The organism is Streptomyces sp. 2P-4 (genome assembly GCF_030167965.1).
Classification (GTDB): domain Bacteria; phylum Actinomycetota; class Actinomycetes; order Streptomycetales; family Streptomycetaceae; genus Streptomyces; species Streptomyces globosus_A.
This window is the reverse complement of sequence record NZ_CP095011.1, coordinates 5307423-5322011: the sequence shown is the minus strand read 5'-3', so window position 1 is coordinate 5322011 and position 14589 is coordinate 5307423. Positions and strand designations below refer to the sequence as shown.

At 73.3% G+C, this 14589-nt stretch carries 11 protein-coding genes; 1 reads left to right on the top strand and 10 read right to left on the bottom strand.

The window, feature by feature from the left end:
- Position 1 precedes the first annotated feature (1 nt).
- Complete coding sequence (locus MUK52_RS23580; protein ID WP_114057127.1) at positions 2 to 703, bottom strand: SIMPL domain-containing protein; 702 nt, start codon at positions 701 to 703, stop codon at positions 2 to 4.
- A gap of 143 nt (positions 704 to 846) precedes the next feature.
- On the opposite strand from MUK52_RS23580, the gene MUK52_RS23575 reads away from it, so the two are divergent.
- Positions 847 to 2649, top strand: a complete 1803-nt coding sequence (locus MUK52_RS23575) for a bifunctional metallophosphatase/5'-nucleotidase (RefSeq protein ID WP_284579816.1) — start codon at positions 847 to 849, stop codon at positions 2647 to 2649.
- A gap of 62 nt (positions 2650 to 2711) precedes the next feature.
- Here MUK52_RS23575 and MUK52_RS23570 read toward each other — a convergent pair whose 3' ends face one another.
- The 9 genes from MUK52_RS23570 to MUK52_RS23530 all read right to left on the bottom strand — a co-directional run bounded on the left by MUK52_RS23570 (position 2712) and on the right by MUK52_RS23530 (position 14533).
- Positions 2712 to 3590, bottom strand: a complete 879-nt coding sequence (locus MUK52_RS23570) for a GNAT family N-acetyltransferase (protein ID WP_284579814.1) — start codon at positions 3588 to 3590, stop codon at positions 2712 to 2714.
- Positions 3591 to 3835: 245 nt separating this feature from the next.
- A complete protein-coding gene (locus MUK52_RS23565) occupies positions 3836 to 5194 on the bottom strand; it encodes a HEAT repeat domain-containing protein (protein ID WP_284579812.1) in 1359 nt (452 codons plus the stop codon).
- 117 nt (positions 5195 to 5311) lie between these two features.
- Complete coding sequence (locus MUK52_RS23560; protein WP_114057131.1) at positions 5312 to 6721, bottom strand: lysine N(6)-hydroxylase/L-ornithine N(5)-oxygenase family protein; 1410 nt, start codon at positions 6719 to 6721, stop codon at positions 5312 to 5314.
- The gene (locus MUK52_RS23555) at positions 6718 to 8109 is read right to left on the bottom strand and encodes a pyridoxal phosphate-dependent decarboxylase family protein (RefSeq protein ID WP_284579810.1); all 1392 of its coding nucleotides are present in this window, start codon (positions 8107 to 8109) and stop codon (positions 6718 to 6720) included. Before MUK52_RS23555 ends, MUK52_RS23560 begins: the two co-directional genes overlap by 4 nt.
- 246 nt (positions 8110 to 8355) lie before the next feature.
- Positions 8356 to 10866, bottom strand: a complete 2511-nt coding sequence (gene pepN, locus MUK52_RS23550) for an aminopeptidase N (RefSeq protein WP_114057133.1) — start codon at positions 10864 to 10866, stop codon at positions 8356 to 8358.
- 103 nt (positions 10867 to 10969) lie between these two features.
- Positions 10970 to 11290 carry a chorismate mutase gene (locus tag MUK52_RS23545; protein ID WP_114057134.1) on the bottom strand — a complete coding sequence of 107 codons (321 nt, stop codon included), beginning with the start codon at positions 11288 to 11290 and terminating at the stop codon, positions 10970 to 10972.
- A gap of 177 nt (positions 11291 to 11467) precedes the next feature.
- The gene (locus MUK52_RS23540) at positions 11468 to 12286 is read right to left on the bottom strand and encodes a serine protease (RefSeq protein ID WP_472914395.1); all 819 of its coding nucleotides are present in this window, start codon (positions 12284 to 12286) and stop codon (positions 11468 to 11470) included.
- A gap of 503 nt (positions 12287 to 12789) precedes the next feature.
- The gene (locus tag MUK52_RS23535) at positions 12790 to 13692 is read right to left on the bottom strand and encodes an SDR family oxidoreductase (RefSeq protein WP_246042865.1); all 903 of its coding nucleotides are present in this window, start codon (positions 13690 to 13692) and stop codon (positions 12790 to 12792) included.
- Between the two features lie 73 nt (positions 13693 to 13765).
- The gene (locus tag MUK52_RS23530) at positions 13766 to 14533 is read right to left on the bottom strand and encodes an SDR family oxidoreductase (RefSeq protein ID WP_114057137.1); all 768 of its coding nucleotides are present in this window, start codon (positions 14531 to 14533) and stop codon (positions 13766 to 13768) included.
- Positions 14534 to 14589: the final 56 nt, after the last annotated feature.

Sequence of the window (14589 nt, the reverse complement as noted above, 5' to 3'; positions counted from 1 at the left end):
GTCAGAGGTGCGGCGGGGTCATGGTGAAGCGGGCGTTCACCTGGGCGTAGACGGTTTGGCGCTGGGGTTCCAGGTCGAGGGGCGGTGCGGTTTCCTCGGTGGCTCCGAAGGCCATGGCGCGCATGGTGCCGGCGGGGGCGGCCATGGCGATCGGGGCGGCGTTCTCGGCGCCGAGGTCGGCGAGTTCGACGAGGGCGGCGAGGCGGGCCCCGAGCGCGTCGGCGTATTCGCGGGCGCGTTGGACGGCGTCGAGGACGGCCTGGCGGCGGGCTTCGGCATGGGCGGGCGAGGTGGGGCGCAGCGCCCACCAGGGGCCGTCGACGCGGGTGAGTTCGAGGTCGGCGAGACGGGTGGCGAGTTCGCCGAGGGCGGTGAAGTCGGTGAGTTCGGCGGTGATGTGGACGCGGCCGTGGTAGGCGCGGACGCGTTCGCCGCGGCCGTGGCGGGCGGGTTCGGGGGTGATGGAGAAGGCGCCGGTTTCGAGTTTTTCGACGGCGTCTCCGTAGCTCTTGATGAGGTCGAGGGTGGCGGCGTTGCGGCGGGTGAGGTCTTCCAGTGCGGTGCGGCGGTCGGTGCCGCGGGCGGTGACGGTGATGCCGATACGGGCGATTTCGGGGTCGACTTCGAGGTGCGCCTCGCCGCGGACGGCGATGCGGGGGGTGTCGGGGGTTCCGTAGGGCTGGTGCGGGGTGTCGGTGGTCATGGGTTCAACTGTGGCACTGCGGGGGCCGGGTGGCAGGGAGTTGGGGTGCGGAGGGGGTGTTGCCGGTTGTTGCCGATGGGTCAGAATCTACGCGCGTTGTCGGTGTTGTCAGTGTGGTCAGTGCGTTTTTCAGGGAGTTCGGTATGGGGTTGGACCGCAGGGTGTTCTTGGGCTCGTCGGCCGTGACGGGTGCGGCTGTGGCATGGACGGGGGCGTCTGCGGTGCCGGCGGCCGCGGCTGCGCCGGCACCGGGGCCGCGGCCGGGGCGGACGTACGCGTTCACGGTGATGGGGACGACGGACCTGCACGGGAACGTCTTCAACTGGGACTACTTCACGGACCGCGAGTTCGACGACAAGGCGCACAACGACGTGGGCCTGGCGAAGATCTCGACGCTGGTGGAGAAGGTGCGGGCGGAGAAGGGGCGGTGCAACACGCTGCTGATCGATGCCGGTGACACGATCCAGGGGACGCAGCTGTCGTACTACTACGCCAAGGTGGACCCGATCACCGCGCGCCGCGGCCCGGTGCATCCGATGGCGCAGGCGATGAACGCGATCGGCTATGACGCGGCGGCGCTGGGGAACCACGAGTTCAACTACGGGATTCCGGTGCTGCGGAAGTTCCAGGAGCAGTGCGACTTCCCGCTGCTCGGGGCGAACGCGGTGGATGCGCGGTCGCTGCGGCCGGCGTTCCCCCCGTACAGCATGCACCGGCTGCGCACTCCGCACGGGCGGGACGTGAAGGTGGCGGTCCTGGGCCTGACGAATCCGGGCATCGCGATCTGGGACAAGGCGCACGTGCAGGGGAGGATGGCGTTCCCGGGGCTGGAGGAGCAGGCCGCGAAGTACGTGCCGCGGCTGCGGTCGATGGGCGCCGACGTGGTGATCGTGTCGGCGCATTCCGGTTCGAGCGGTACGTCGTCGTACGGGGACCAGCTGCCGTACGTGGAGAACGCTGCGGGCCTGGTGGCGGAGCAGGTGCCGGGGATCGACGCGATCCTGGTCGGGCACGCGCACACGGAGATACCGGAGTACCGGGTGCGGAACAAGGCGACCGGCAGGGACGTGGTGCTGTCGGAGCCGCTGAAGTGGGGCCAGCGGCTGACGCTGTTCGACTTCGAGCTGTCGTGGCAGCGGGGCCGCTGGTCGGTGGCCTCGGTGTCGGCGCGGGTGCTGAACGCGAACACGGTGCCGGAGGACCCGAAGATCGTGCGGCTGCTCTCGGACGAGCACCGGAAGGTCGTGGAGTACGTCAACCAGGTGATCGGTACGTCGGCGCAGGCGATGTCGTCGGCGGAGGGCCCGGTGAAGGACGTCCCGATCATCGACCTGATCAACCACGTGCAGGCGGAGACGGTGAAGGTCGCCCTCGCGGGCACGGAGTGGGCTGCGCTGCCGGTGCTGTCGCAGGCGTCCTGCTTCTCGCGGACGGCGGTGATCCCGGAGGGGAAGGTGACGCTGCGGGACGCGGCGGGCCTGTACCCGTTCGAGAACACGCTGGAGGCCCGGGTCCTGACGGGTGCGCAGGTGAAGGACTACCTGGAGTACTCGGCCCGGTACTTCGTGCGGACGGCTCCCGATGCGGTGGTGGATCCGTCGAAGCTGACGAATGCGGACGGGATACCGGACTACAACTACGACGCGGTGTACGGGCTGGTGTACGACGTGGACATCGCGCAGCCGGTCGGTTCGCGGATCACGGGGCTGTCGTTCGAGGGCAGGCCGGTGGATCCGCAGGCGCGGTTCGTGCTGGCGGTGAACAACTACCGCGCGTCGGGCGGCGGGGCGTTCCCGCACGTGGCGGGGGCGAAGCAGGTGTGGGCGGACTCGGATGAGATCCGGAACACGATCATCTCGTGGGTGAGGGCGAAGGGGAGGGTCGATCCGGCGGGCTTCGCGTCGGTGGGGTGGCGCCTGACGCGGGCGGGCGTGCCGGTGTTCTAAGGCGTGTGCCGGAAGCACGGACAGGCCGGGCGGGGTGGTGCCCCGCTCCGGCCCGTCCGGCCCTAGAGGTCGAGCTGGTGCTGGTGTGTCGTGTGCGTGGGCGTGTAGCCGAGACCGTCGTTGATCCGCCGCATGTGCGCGTTGCTGTCGGCCGTGTCGGCCAGGAGGCCGGCGAGGTCCGGATAGTCACTGTGGGCTTGTCGGATCGACTCGGCCTTCATCCATCGGCCGAGGCCGTGGCCACGGTGCTCGGGCAGTACGCCCGTGCCGTAGTGCTGGCCGTCACCTGCGCCGTTGCCGGGGATGACGAGTTCGGTGAACCCGGCGATCGAGCCGTTGGAGGCGTCGATGGCGACGACGCTGTGCAGGTGGTCGCCACGCTGCTCGACGGCCTTCGCTGCGGCCCGCACGCGGTCCACGTCCCAGGCCACGGTGCCGTACTCGGCGTCGTCCACGGGCATGTCGTCCATGGCGCGGCGTGAGGCGGCGAACGTCCGGGCGAGGTCGTCGGGGACGGTTCCCCGCCATGACGCCAGCCGGTAGCCGGGATGAGGACGCTCGACGATTCCGGCGAGGACGGTGGTGTCCACCCCGGCCATTGCCAGGCGGGTGTACCTGAAGGTGAGGACCTTCCGGAAACCGCGCGCTGCCAGGAAATGGTCGCCGGGCGATCCGGCTTCTGCCTGCGCGACGATGCGGCGCCGGGCGTTGTCGCGGGCGGTGGCCACGGCGGTGTCGAGGAGCCGGGAGCCGACGCCCTTGCGGCGCTCCGCAGGATGAACGCGGAGGTCGAGCTCGGCGAGGTGATCCTGTCCGCCGTCGAGCAGGCGCAGGAAGGCGGTCCCGGCGGGGAGGGAATCCGCGTCCGACGCCAACCAGGCAAGACGCCGGCCGTGCGGGCCGTGAGCGGGGTCGGTCAGTGGGGTGATGCGAAGGGACAAGGTGTCTCCGTCGAGAGGAGGTGGCATGGGCCGGTACGCGAGCTCAGCTCCTGGGCACTCGTGCGCATGTGCTTCACACCTCCTGGTCGACAGCGCCGGCCTGCACCGATGCGGGCGGCTGGGCGAGCCCAGCCAGCTGCCGGACCCCTGGGCAACGGATTGACGAAAAGGCGGTGCGCGTGTGTGGTCACAGCCACTCGTTGATGGCCGCGACGAGGACGGTCGCCTCGTGGCGGACGGCGAGCTTACGTATCTCGTGGCCACGGAGCGGTGCCTTTGGGGGCGATTGCTGCCACATTCGACCGCATGCCGGGCCTTGTGGTCCTCGCCGTGTCCCCGCGGCGCCGTTCGAACCGCCATGCCGCTTCGAGGCAGTACAGCTCTTCCTCGCGGTAGCCGGGCCGTGGCGGACCGAGGCGCTTCGCGGCTTCCACGCACCGCTCGTCGCGGTGGAGTGCGAGACTCTGGACGGCTTCGAGCCGGACGCGGCGCTCCGGGTGGTCAAGCAGCGCCGCCAGCGAGTCACTCAGTACGGGGTCGCCGTTCGCGATGTCGCCGGCGCTGCGGCAGGCCGCGATCCCCACATCGGTGTCCGGGTCGTTCATCAGCGTCAGGACTCCCTCGCGGGCCCTGCCGGACAGGTGCTTGCCGTCCATGGACGTGCCGAGGCCGGCGGCCACCGCTCGCCGGACGCCGGGGTCGTGGTGGCCGAGGTGCGCCAGGAGGGCGGCTTCGGCGCGCGGGCCTTGGTACGAGGAGAGGCCGTGGAGCACCGTTGCGAGGACGGCGGGGTCCGTCTCCTCGGCTGACCAGTCCGTGAGGGCGGCCACAGCGAGGACGCAGTACTGCTCTTCGTGTGCATCGGCGAAGAGTTCGAACAGCCGTGCCAGTTCGGCACCGAACAGTCGGCGCCTCGGGTCCGCGTCGGCGCGCAGGGTCTCGGCGACGGCCCATGCCTCCGGCTCACGCCGGTGGGAGAGCATGATCGCGGCTCGGCCCCACGCCGTGTGGTCCGGGTCGCGCTCCAGGGCACGGGTGACGAGGTCGTCGCAGGAGGTGCGGATGCCGAGCAGTTCCTCCAACTCCGTGAGGATCGCGCCGTGTCCGTCCCGTACGGTCACTCCTTCGAGCGTCAGCTCGCCGACCTTGTAGTACCCCTCGTCGTCCTGCACGCGGGTGTACGCGACATCGCCCGAGGAACCGGTGCGGCGCCGCAGTTCGGCTTCGGTTCCGGCCTCGTGCCAGGTGCGTGCGAGGTCCCTCAGCTCCATCAGCTCGGAGGTCGGGTGCCTGTGCCGGATGCTGCCGCCGGTGAGGGCGTCGACGAGCGCGGGAGAGCCGAAGCCGACCGCCTCGCGCAGGGACGGCAACCGGTCCGGCGCGACTTCGCCGGGTACTGCTCCGCGCCTGATCAGCAGGTCGGCGACGTCGGTGTGGAGGGCCTGGACGGCCGCGGCGAAGGCGGCGGTCGCGTCGTCGGAGCCCCCGTGGGGCCGGCCCTCGCGTTCTTCCAGGAGCTGCTTCACGCGGAGCATGTCGCCCGCCCTGGCGGCGGCGGCCAGAGGGCCCTCCGCCGCACCGCTCGCGTGTCCGTCCGTCTGCATGACTGCTGCCCCCCCGTTGTGTTTCCGCTGGTCAGTCTAGGTGCGGCCGCCTGGCGGGCCCGCATGGTTTTCGGGCCGGGGCCTGAGGGGCGGGGCTCCCGGCCGTCGGGGTGCGGCTCAGGCGTGGTCGGCGAGGGGGCGGAGTTCGACGGTGGGCTGCGGTCGGGGTTCGGGGCGGGGTTCGAGGCCGAAGGTGGTGAAGGCGGTCCGGGCGGGCTGGGGGTAGGGGTCGGTGCCGGTGAGGGTGTTGAGGATGGTGGCGCTGCGCCAGGCGGCGAGGCCGAGGTCGGGGGCGCCGACGCCGTGGGTGTGGCGTTCGCCGTTCTGTACGAAGACGGTGCCGGTGACGGCGGGGTCGAGGACCATCCGGTGGCTGCGGTCGATGCGGGGGCGGCCGGAGGAGTCCTTGCGGAGGTAGGGGTCGAGGCCGGCGAGGAGGCGGTGCAGGGGGCGTTCGCGGTAGCCGGTGGCGAGGATGACGGCGTCGGTGGTGAGGCGGGAGCGGGTGCCCTGGTCGGCGTGCTCCAGATGCAGTTCGATCTTGGTGGTGGCGATGCGGCCCGCGGTGCGGACGGTGACGCCGGGGGTGAGGACGGCGTCGGGCCAGCCGCCGTGGAGGCTGCGGCTGTAGAGCTCGTGGTGGATGGCGGCGATGGTGGCGGTGTCGATGCCCTTGTGGAGCTGCCACTGGGCGGGGAGGAGGCGGTCGCGGACGGGTTCGGGGAGGGCGTGGAAGTAGTGCGTGTAGTCGGGGGTGAAGTGTTCGAGGCCGAGCTTGCTGTACTCCATGGGTGCGAAGGAGGGGGTGCGGGCGAGCCAGGTGAGGCGTTCGCGGCCGGCGGGGCGGGCGCGGAGGAGGTCGAGGAAGACCTCGGCGCCGGACTGGCCTGAGCCGATGACGGTGATGTGGTCGGCGCCGAGGATGCGGGTGCGGTTGTCGAGGTAGTCCGCGGAGTGGATCACGGGGACAGTGGGGGCTTCGGCGAGGGGGCGCAGCGGGTCGGGGACGTGCGGGGCGGTGCCGATGCCGAGGGCGAGGTGGCGGGCGTGCGTGCGGCCGAGGGCTTCGGCTTCGCCGTGCGCGCCGAGGCGGGTGTAGTCGATCTCGAACAGGTCGTGTTCGGGGTTCCAGCGGACGGCGTCGACCTGGTGGCCGAAGTGGAGGCCGGGGAGGTTCTCGGCGACCCAGCGGCAGTAGGCGTCGTATTCGGTGCGCTGGATGTGGAACTGCTGGGCGAAGTAGAAGGGGTAGAGGCGCTCTCTGTTCCTGAGGTGGTTGAGGAAGGTCCAGGGGCTGGTGGGGTCGGCGAGGGTGACGAGGTCCGCGAGGTACGGGACTTGGAGGGTGGTGCCGTCGATGAGGAGTCCGGGGTGCCAGCGGAAGTGGGGGCGTTCGTCGTAGAAGGCGGTGGCGAGGGGGGCGGCTCCGTGGCGGGGCAGGCCGTCGGCGAGGGCGGCGAGGGACAGGTTGAAGGGACCGATGCCGATTCCGACGAGGTCGTGGGGTGCATCGAGGTGGGCGGTCATCGGGGGGTGCTGCCTTCCAGGAGGGTGAGGAGGGTGGTGAGGTCCTGTGGGGTGGTGTGGGGGTTGAGGAGCGTCGCTTTGAGCCAGAGGCGGCCGTCGGCGGTGGCCCGGCCGAGGACCGCGCGGCCGTGGTGGAGGAGGGCGCGGCGGAGGTCGGCGACGTCGGTGTCGGTGGCGTGGGTGGGCCGGAAGAGGACGGTGGTGAGGGTGGGGGCTGCGTGGAGGGTGAAGGCGGGGTGGGCGTCGATGAGTTCGGCGAGGTGGCGGGCGAGGCCGAGGGTGTGGTCGATGAGGCGGGCGACGCCGTCGCGGCCGAGTGCGCGCAGCGTGGCGGCGATCTTGAGGGCGTCGGGGCGTCGGGTGGTGCGGAGGGAGCGGCCGAGGAGATCGGGAAGGCCGGCTTCGGTGTCGTCGGCGGCGTTGAGGTAGTCGGCCTGGTGGGCGAGCGGGGCCAGATGGGCGGTGTCGGGGACGGCGAGGAGGCCGGCGGGGACGGGCTGCCAGCCGAGTTTGTGCAGGTCGAGGGAGATGGACCCGGCGCGGTGGAGGCCGGTGAGGAGGTGCCGGTGCCGCGGGCTGAGGGCGAGGGGGCCGGCGTAGGCGGCGTCGACGTGGAGTTCGGCTCCGTGGCGGGCGCAGGTGTCGGCGAGGGCGTCGAGGGGGTCGATGAGCCCGGCGTCGGTGGTGCCTGCGGTGGCGGTGACGAGGGCGGGGCCGGTGGTGCGGGCGAGGGTGTCGTGGACGTGGCGGGGGTCGAGGACGCCGGTCGGTGTGGGGAGCGAGGTGGTGGGGGGCAGTCCGAGGAGCCAGGCGGCGCGGGGGACGGAGTGGTGGGCGTTGGCTCCGTGGACGACGGTGAGGGCGGGGCCGTGGCGTTCCCGCGCGAGCAGGAGGGCGAGCTGGTTGGCTTCGGTGCCGCCGGTGGTGATCAGGGCGTCGGGCTGCGCGGTGGGGTAGAGCTCGGCGGCGAGCGTGCGGGTGAGGAGGGCTTCGAGGACGGAGGCGGCGGGGGCCTGGTCCCAGGAGTCCAGTGAGGGGTTGAGGGCGCCGGCGGCGAGGTCGGCCGCGGCGGCGACGGCGAGGGGCGGTCCGTGGAGGTGCCCTGCGCAGAGCGGGTGGGCGGGGTCGGCGGCACCGCGCGCCAGGACGTGCACGAGCGTGCGGAGGGCTTCGTGGGGCCCGGTGCCGCGCTCGGGCAGAAGCGCCCCGAGCGCGGCGGTGACGTCGGCGCCGACGGCATCCGGACCGCCGGCGGGAAGGGGTCCGGACCGTGCGCGTGCCCCGGCGGCGAGGGCGTCGAGAACGGTGTCGAGGAGGGGGCGCAGGGCGTCGGGGCCGTCGGGGCCCCCGGCGAGCGGGGGCAGTGGCGGTCCGGGCGGCGCGGTCATGGGATCCTCACGGGGGCGGGCGGTACGGGGCGGCCGGCCCTGTTGTGCGGGGCCCCTGGCATCGGGGCGCGCCCGGCAGCGGTGGCGTCCGGAGCACCCGCCGATACAACGATCCGACCGGAACGGGGTAACCACCCGTCCCCGCGCCCCCGCCACCGGAGCGGTGCCGCGGCGCGGGCAGGCCGCCCGCGGGGCTGCGCCGACCGCCCCTGGTGCGCTCGCCGGACCCGCACGCCCCCGTCCCGGTCAGGAGTTGGCGGTGCGGACGTGGAGGGCGCGGGCCAGGTCGTCCAGTTGGTCCGTGAGGCCGCGGCGGAGGCGGGGGGTGACGGCCGGGTCGGTGAGGGCGGCGCGGCCGGTGGCGAGGTGGTCGGGGTCGACGGCGTGGGCGGGGAAGGCGTGGCGGGCTGCGGCTTCGGCGATGGCGGGGCCGCGGCGGGCGGCGAGCGCGGTGGCTTCGGTGTAGTAGCGGGGGACGTACGGGCTGACGAGGTCGGCCTGTTCGGGCTGCCAGAAGCCGCGGGCGGTGGCGGTGAAGAGGTAGTTGGAGAGGTCGTCGTCGTGGAAGAGCCGGTCCCAGGCGGCGGCCTTCGCCTCGGGGTCGGGGAGGGAGGCGTGGCAGCGGGCGGCGCCTTCGCGGCCGGTGGCGCTGGGGTCGTCGGCGAGGACGGCGTCGATGTCGGCGGGGGTGGCGGCGCCGAGGACGGCGAGGCGGGCGAGGATGCGCCAGCGCAGTTCGGGGTCGAGTTCGGGGCCGCCGGGGACGGTGCCGTCGTCGAGCCAGCCGGCGAGGGTGTGGGGCTGGGTGGCGCTGTCGATGAGGAGGCGTACGGCGGACAGGCGCAGTCCGGGGTCGGAGCCGTCCTCGGTGCGGCGCAGCAGGTCACGCGCGATGCCGGTGAGGGCGGCGAGGGCTTCGGTGCGCCGGTCGGGGGTGAGGTAGCGGTCGGCGATGTGGTGGCGGGCGAAGGTGAGCGCGCCTTGGACGACGGCGAGGTCGGGTTCGTCGCAGAGGTGTGCTTCGGCGGTGGTGAGGTAGTCGCCGGGGGCGAGTTCGCCGTCGCGGACCATGTCGCGCAGGGAGTTCCAGACGACGGCGCGGGTGAGGGGGTCCGGGACGGCGGAGATGCCCCTCAGGGCGGTCTCGACGGAGGTTTCGTCGAGGCGGACCTTGGCGTAGCCGAGGTCGCCGTCGTTGAGGACGAGGAGGGCGGGGCGGGGTCCGGCGGCGGAGAGGACTTCGTCGGTGGGGAGGTCGAGGGTGAGGCGTTCGCGGAGGTGGAGGCGGTCGTCGCCGGGGTCGCGGTCGTAGAGGCCGGCGGCGATGTGGTGGGGGCGGGTGCCGTTGCGGTCGACGGTGAGGGTCCAGCCGCCGTGGCCTTCCTGGATGCGGGAGGTGAGGGTGTCGGCTCCGGTGGTGCGCAGCCAGGTCTCGGCCCAGGTGTGGACGTCGCGGTCGGTGTGGGCGGCGAGGGAGTCGATGAGGTCGGCGAGGGAGGCGTTGGCGAACTTGTGCCGGGCGAAGTGGGTGTTGATGCCGGCGAGGAAGTCCTTTTCGCCGATCCAGGCGACGAGTTGGCGCAGCGCCGAGGCGCCCTTGGCGTAGGAGATGCCGTCGAAGTTGAGGAGGGCGGAGGCGGTGTCGGGGACGGCGTCGGGGTCGGGGGCGACGGGGTGGGTGGAGGGCCGCTGGTCGGCGTCGTATCCCCAGGGCTTGCGTTCCATGGCGAATTCGGTCCAGCTGCCGGTGAAGCGGGTGGCTTCGGTGAGGGTCTGGTAGCCCATGTACTCGGCGAAGGACTCGTTCAGCCAGATGTCGTCCCACCAGCGGAGGGTGACGAGGTCGCCGAACCACATGTGGGCCATTTCGTGGGCGATGGTGTTGGCGCGGCGCTGCCGTTCGGAGTCGGTGACGGCGGAGCGGAAGACGTATTCGTCCCGGAAGGTGACGAGGCCGGGGTTTTCCATGGCGCCCGCGTTGAATTCGGGGACGAAGGCCTGGTCGTAGGAGTCGAAGGGGTACGGCTCCGTGAACTTCTCGTGGTAGCGGTCGTAGCAGGCGGTGGTGATGCCGAGGATTTCGTCGGCGTCGGCGTCGAGGTGGGGGGCGAGGGATTTGCGGCAGTGGATGCCGAAGGGGAGTCCGGCGTGTTCGGTGCGGATGCTGTGCCAGGGGCCCGCGGCGACGGCGGCGAGGTAGGTGGAGATGCGGGGGGTGGGGGCGGAGGTCCAGACGGCGGCGCCGTCGGTGTCGCGGTGGCCGGTGCGGGCGGTGGTGCCGTTGGCGAGGACGGTCCAGTGGGCGGGGGCGGTGACGGTGAACTCGAACACCGCCTTGAGGTCGGGCTGGTCGAAGGCGGGGAAGACGCGCTGGACGTCGTCGAGGAAGAGCTGGGTGTAGAGGTACGTCTCGCCGTCGGCGGGGTCGGTGAAGCGGTGCAGGCCCTCCCCGGTGCGGGAGTAGCGCATGCGGGTGTCGAGGCGGAGTTCGTGCGGGCCGGGGGTGAGGGCGGTGAGGGCGAGCCGGTTGTCGGTGAGGCCGGCCGGGTCGAGGGGGGTGCCGTCGAGTTCGGCGGAGCGCAGTTCGTCCGGTTTCAGTTCGACGAAGGTGTCGCCGGCCGCACGGGCGGTGAAGCGGATGAGGGTGGTGGTGTCGAAGGTGTCGCCGTCGCCGGTGAGGTCGAGGGTGACGGTGTAGTGGTGGACGTCGAGGAGGCGGGCGCGGGCCTCGGCTTCGCTGCGGGTGAGTGCGGACATGGGCCCATGCTGCCTGACGGGCGGGCCGCGGACGCCGCGTGCGGTGGCCGTGGGCCCTGCCCGGCAGAGGGCGCCGGGCCCGCGGCCCCTTTGGCGGCAGGACCTACTCTTCGCGGGCGGCGATCGTCTCGTGGTGGCGGATGACCTCGGCGATGATGAAGTTCAGGAGCTTCTCGGCGAAGGCGGGGTCGAGCTTGGCGTTCTCGGCGAGCTGGCGCAGGCGGGCGATCTGGCTGGCCTCGCGGGCGGGGTCGGCGGGCGGCAGGTGGTGGCGGGCCTTGAGGTGGCCGACCTGCTGGGTGCACTTGAAGCGTTCGGCGAGCATGTGGACGACGGCGGCGTCGATGTTGTCGATGCTGTCGCGGAGGCGGGCCAGCTCGGCGGTGACGTTCTCGTCGGGCGCCTCGGCGGGGCTGTTGTTCATGGTCCCCGAGAATACGTGGCGGGTGCAGGCGGGTCGCGGGGCAGCCGCTGGATGAGACAGCCCGGGGCGGCGTACGGGCCCGGGGCGCGGCGGTGTACGGGGCCCCCGGGCGCGAGGATGCCCCGCCGTCCCGGGGGCCCGAAGGGGCCGGGAGGGCGGGGCGTGCGGGGCCGTGGGTCAGAGGGAGGCCGCCGCCGTCTTGATCTGCGAGGCGAAGGTGGACACCTCGGTGTACACGCCGGGGTATCCGGCGCGGGCGCAGCCCCGGCCCCAGCTGACGATGCCGACCTGGATCCAGGCCCCGGCGGCGTCGCGGCGGAACATGGGGCCGCCGGAGTCGCCCTGGCAGGTGTCGACTCCGCCCTGGTCGTAGCCGGCGCAGATCTCCTCGCTCGGGACGAGGGAGCTGCCGTAGGCGCTCCGGCAGGCTGCGTCGGAGACGAAGGGGACGTTGGCCTTGAGCAGGTAGCGCTGCTGGCTGCCGCCTTCGCGGGCGGCGCCCCAGCCGGCGACGGTGAAGGTGCCGTTGTCGTACTGCTTGGTCTCGGCGATGTTGAGGGTGGGCAGGTTGATCGGCTTGGCGAGCTTGATCAGGGCCCAGTCCTTGCCCTGGCCGTTGTAGCCGGGGGCGCGGAGGACCTTGGTGGACCTGACCTTGATCGCGCTGGAGCTGTTGAGGTCGACGACGCCGGCGGTGGCGGTGATGGAGGTGTTGTTGCCGCTGGAGCCGACGCAGTGGGCGGCGGTGAGGACGATCTGCTGGGTGAGCAGGGAGCCGCCGCAGCCCATGGAGAGGCGGACCATCCAGGGGAACTCGCCCTGTGCGGCGCGGGTGCCGCCGACGACGGGGGCGGGGGCCGCGTGGGCTCCGGCGGGCTGGAGGCTGACGGCGGCGAGGGCGACGGCGCCGGCGGCGAGGGCGCGCTTGAGGAACGTGCCGAATGAGGACACGGTCAACACACTGCCTTTCGTGGGGGGTTGGGCTGTGCGTGCCATCGGGTTAATGACACGTACATGTCACACCCGCCGGTGTGCGGACATCAAGGACCCGTTTTCGGACATTCTGCGGAGCCGGGTGCCCGGCGGCCGGCCGCGGGGACCGGCCCCGCCCGCTCGAACACGGCTTTCCGCGCCCCGGTCCCGGCCGCGCGCCCGCTGCCTCCGCGCGGACGGCCGCCGGATGACGGGAACCGGTCGTACGGGGCTCCCCTCCCCCGCCGGGCCCGTACGCCCGCACGGCCCAACTTTGCGGGCGGCGGCGGTTCGGCGGGGGTGCGGTGTGGGTAGTGATACCCCATCGCACGAGTGCCGGACCGGTCCCGACCCCTCGCCAGGGGGCCGGGGCCGATTCGCGCCCCTCCGCCTCCGGCACCCGCGCCATACGATCCCGCACCGCCGCGCTCCGGCCACCCGGCTGCCGCCTGCGCAGGCCCTGCGGGCACGCCCTGCCCGCCGGCCCGGCCCTCGCCCGCCCCTCCGCCTCCCCCTCCGGCGGGACCTCAGCGGGCGCCGTACACGGGCTGCGGGGTGCGGGCGGCGGCCAGGAGCTTCGCGGCGGCCTCGCCCGCCTCCGCGGGCGTGCGGCGGGCGCCGGCGTCGGCGGTGGGGCCGCGCCGCCAGCCCTCCATGACCGTGATCCGGCCGCCCTCCGCCTCGAAGACCCGTCCGGTGACCCCGGCCGAAGCGCCGCTGCCCAGCCAGACCACCAGCGGCGAGACGTTCCCCGGGGCCATCGCGTCGAACTCCCCCTCCCCCGGCGCCGCCATCGCCTGCGCGAAGACCTCCTCGGTCATCCGGGTCCGGGCGGCCGGCGCGATCGCGTTGACCTGGACCCCGTACCGGCCCAGCTCCGCCGCCGCGACCAGCGTCAGCCCGAGGATCCCTGCCTTGGCGGCGCTGTAGGCGCCCTGCCCGACCGAGCCGGCCAGCCCGGCCCCCGAGGAGGTGTTGACGACGCGGGCGTCCGGGGTGCGGCCGGCGGCGGCCTCCGCCCGCCAGTGCGCGGCCGCGTGCTTCAGCGGCAGGAAGTGGCCCTTCAGGTGGACGCGGACGACCGCGTCCCAGTCGTCCTCGCCGAGGTTGACGAGCATGCGGTCGCGCAGGAAGCCCGCGTTGTTGACGAGCGTGTCCAGCCTGCCGAAGGCCGCCAGGGCGCACTCGACGAGGGAGGCGGCGCCGGCCCCGGTGGCGATGTCGCCGGCGTGCGCCACGGCCTCGCCGCCGAGCGCCCGGATCTCCTCGACGACGCGGGCGGCCGGGCTTCCGGGGGCGGGGCGCCCGTCAGGTCCGGTGCCGAGGTCGTTGACGACGACGCGGGCGCCCTCCGCGGCGAACGCCAGGGCGTGCGCCCGGCCGAGGCCCCGCCCGGCGCCGGTCACGGCGACGACCCTCCCCCGGGCCATCCCGCCGCCCGCACCCGCACCCGCACCCGCACCCGTATCCGTATCCGTACCGCTGACGCTGCTGCTGCTCATCTCAGGCCTCCTTGTGGGCGGTTGACGCGTCCAGGAACGCCGGGCGCTCGCCTCCCCCGTGCACGAGCAGGGCGGCCCCGCTGATGTATCCGGCGCGGTCGGAGGCGAGGAACACGGCCGCCGCGCCCGCGTCCGCGGGGTCGGCGAGCCGGCCGAGGGGGACCGTCGCGGCGACGGCGGCGACGCCGTCCGCGTCGCCGTAGTGCAGGTGCGCCGACTCGGTGGCGACCATGCCGAGGACCAGCGTGTTCACGCGGACCCGCGGCGCCCATTCGACGGCCATCGAGCGGGCCAGGTGCTCCAGCCCCGCCTTGGCCGCACCGTACGCGGCGGTTCCCGGCGAGGGGCGGGAGCCGCTGACGCTGCCGACCATGACCACCGACCCGCGGGCCTCCCGCAGCAGCGGGTAGGCGGCCAGGGAGGCCGTCATCGGGGCGACCAGGTTCAGGTGGACGACGCGGGCGTGCCGTTCGGCGGCGCCCTCGCCGAGCGGCCGGTACGGGGTTCCGCCGGCGTTGTTGACCAGGCAGTCGAGGCGGCCCCCCGTCCGGCCGCCGAGGTCGTCGAAGAAGCGCTGCACGCCGCCCGGGTCGCGCAGGTCGACGGGCACGTACGCGGCGGTGCGGCCGCCGGCCGCGACGGGCCGTCCGGGCGGGCGGCGGGCGCAGACGACGACGTCCGCGCCGGCGGCGAGGAACGACCGGGCGATTCCCGCGCCGACGCCGCGGGTTCCGCCGGTGACCACCACGACCCTCCCGCCGAGCTCCATGGGCTGCTACCTTCCTCGCCTAACAAACGTTTGGTGGAAAGGTAGCTGATGCGCCC

What these genes read in the sequence shown, in the direction of transcription:
- MUK52_RS23580 (WP_114057127.1), bottom strand. Translation starts at nt 703, where the DNA reads ATGACCACCGACACCCCGCACCAGCCCTACGGAACCCCCGACACCCCC.
- MUK52_RS23575 (WP_284579816.1), top strand. Translation starts at nt 847, where the DNA reads ATGGGGTTGGACCGCAGGGTGTTCTTGGGCTCGTCGGCCGTGACGGGT.
- MUK52_RS23565 (WP_284579812.1), bottom strand. Translation starts at nt 5,194, where the DNA reads ATGCAGACGGACGGACACGCGAGCGGTGCGGCGGAGGGCCCTCTGGCC.
- MUK52_RS23560 (WP_114057131.1), bottom strand. Translation starts at nt 6,721, where the DNA reads ATGACCGCCCACCTCGATGCACCCCACGACCTCGTCGGAATCGGCATC.
- MUK52_RS23555 (WP_284579810.1), bottom strand. Translation starts at nt 8,109, where the DNA reads ATGACCGCGCCGCCCGGACCGCCACTGCCCCCGCTCGCCGGGGGCCCC.
- pepN (WP_114057133.1), bottom strand. Translation starts at nt 10,866, where the DNA reads ATGTCCGCACTCACCCGCAGCGAAGCCGAGGCCCGCGCCCGCCTCCTC.
- MUK52_RS23545 (WP_114057134.1), bottom strand. Translation starts at nt 11,290, where the DNA reads ATGAACAACAGCCCCGCCGAGGCGCCCGACGAGAACGTCACCGCCGAG.
- MUK52_RS23540 (WP_472914395.1), bottom strand. Translation starts at nt 12,286, where the DNA reads ATGGCACGCACAGCCCAACCCCCCACGAAAGGCAGTGTGTTGACCGTG.
- MUK52_RS23535 (WP_246042865.1), bottom strand. Translation starts at nt 13,692, where the DNA reads ATGGCCCGGGGGAGGGTCGTCGCCGTGACCGGCGCCGGGCGGGGCCTC.
- MUK52_RS23530 (WP_114057137.1), bottom strand. Translation starts at nt 14,533, where the DNA reads ATGGAGCTCGGCGGGAGGGTCGTGGTGGTCACCGGCGGAACCCGCGGC.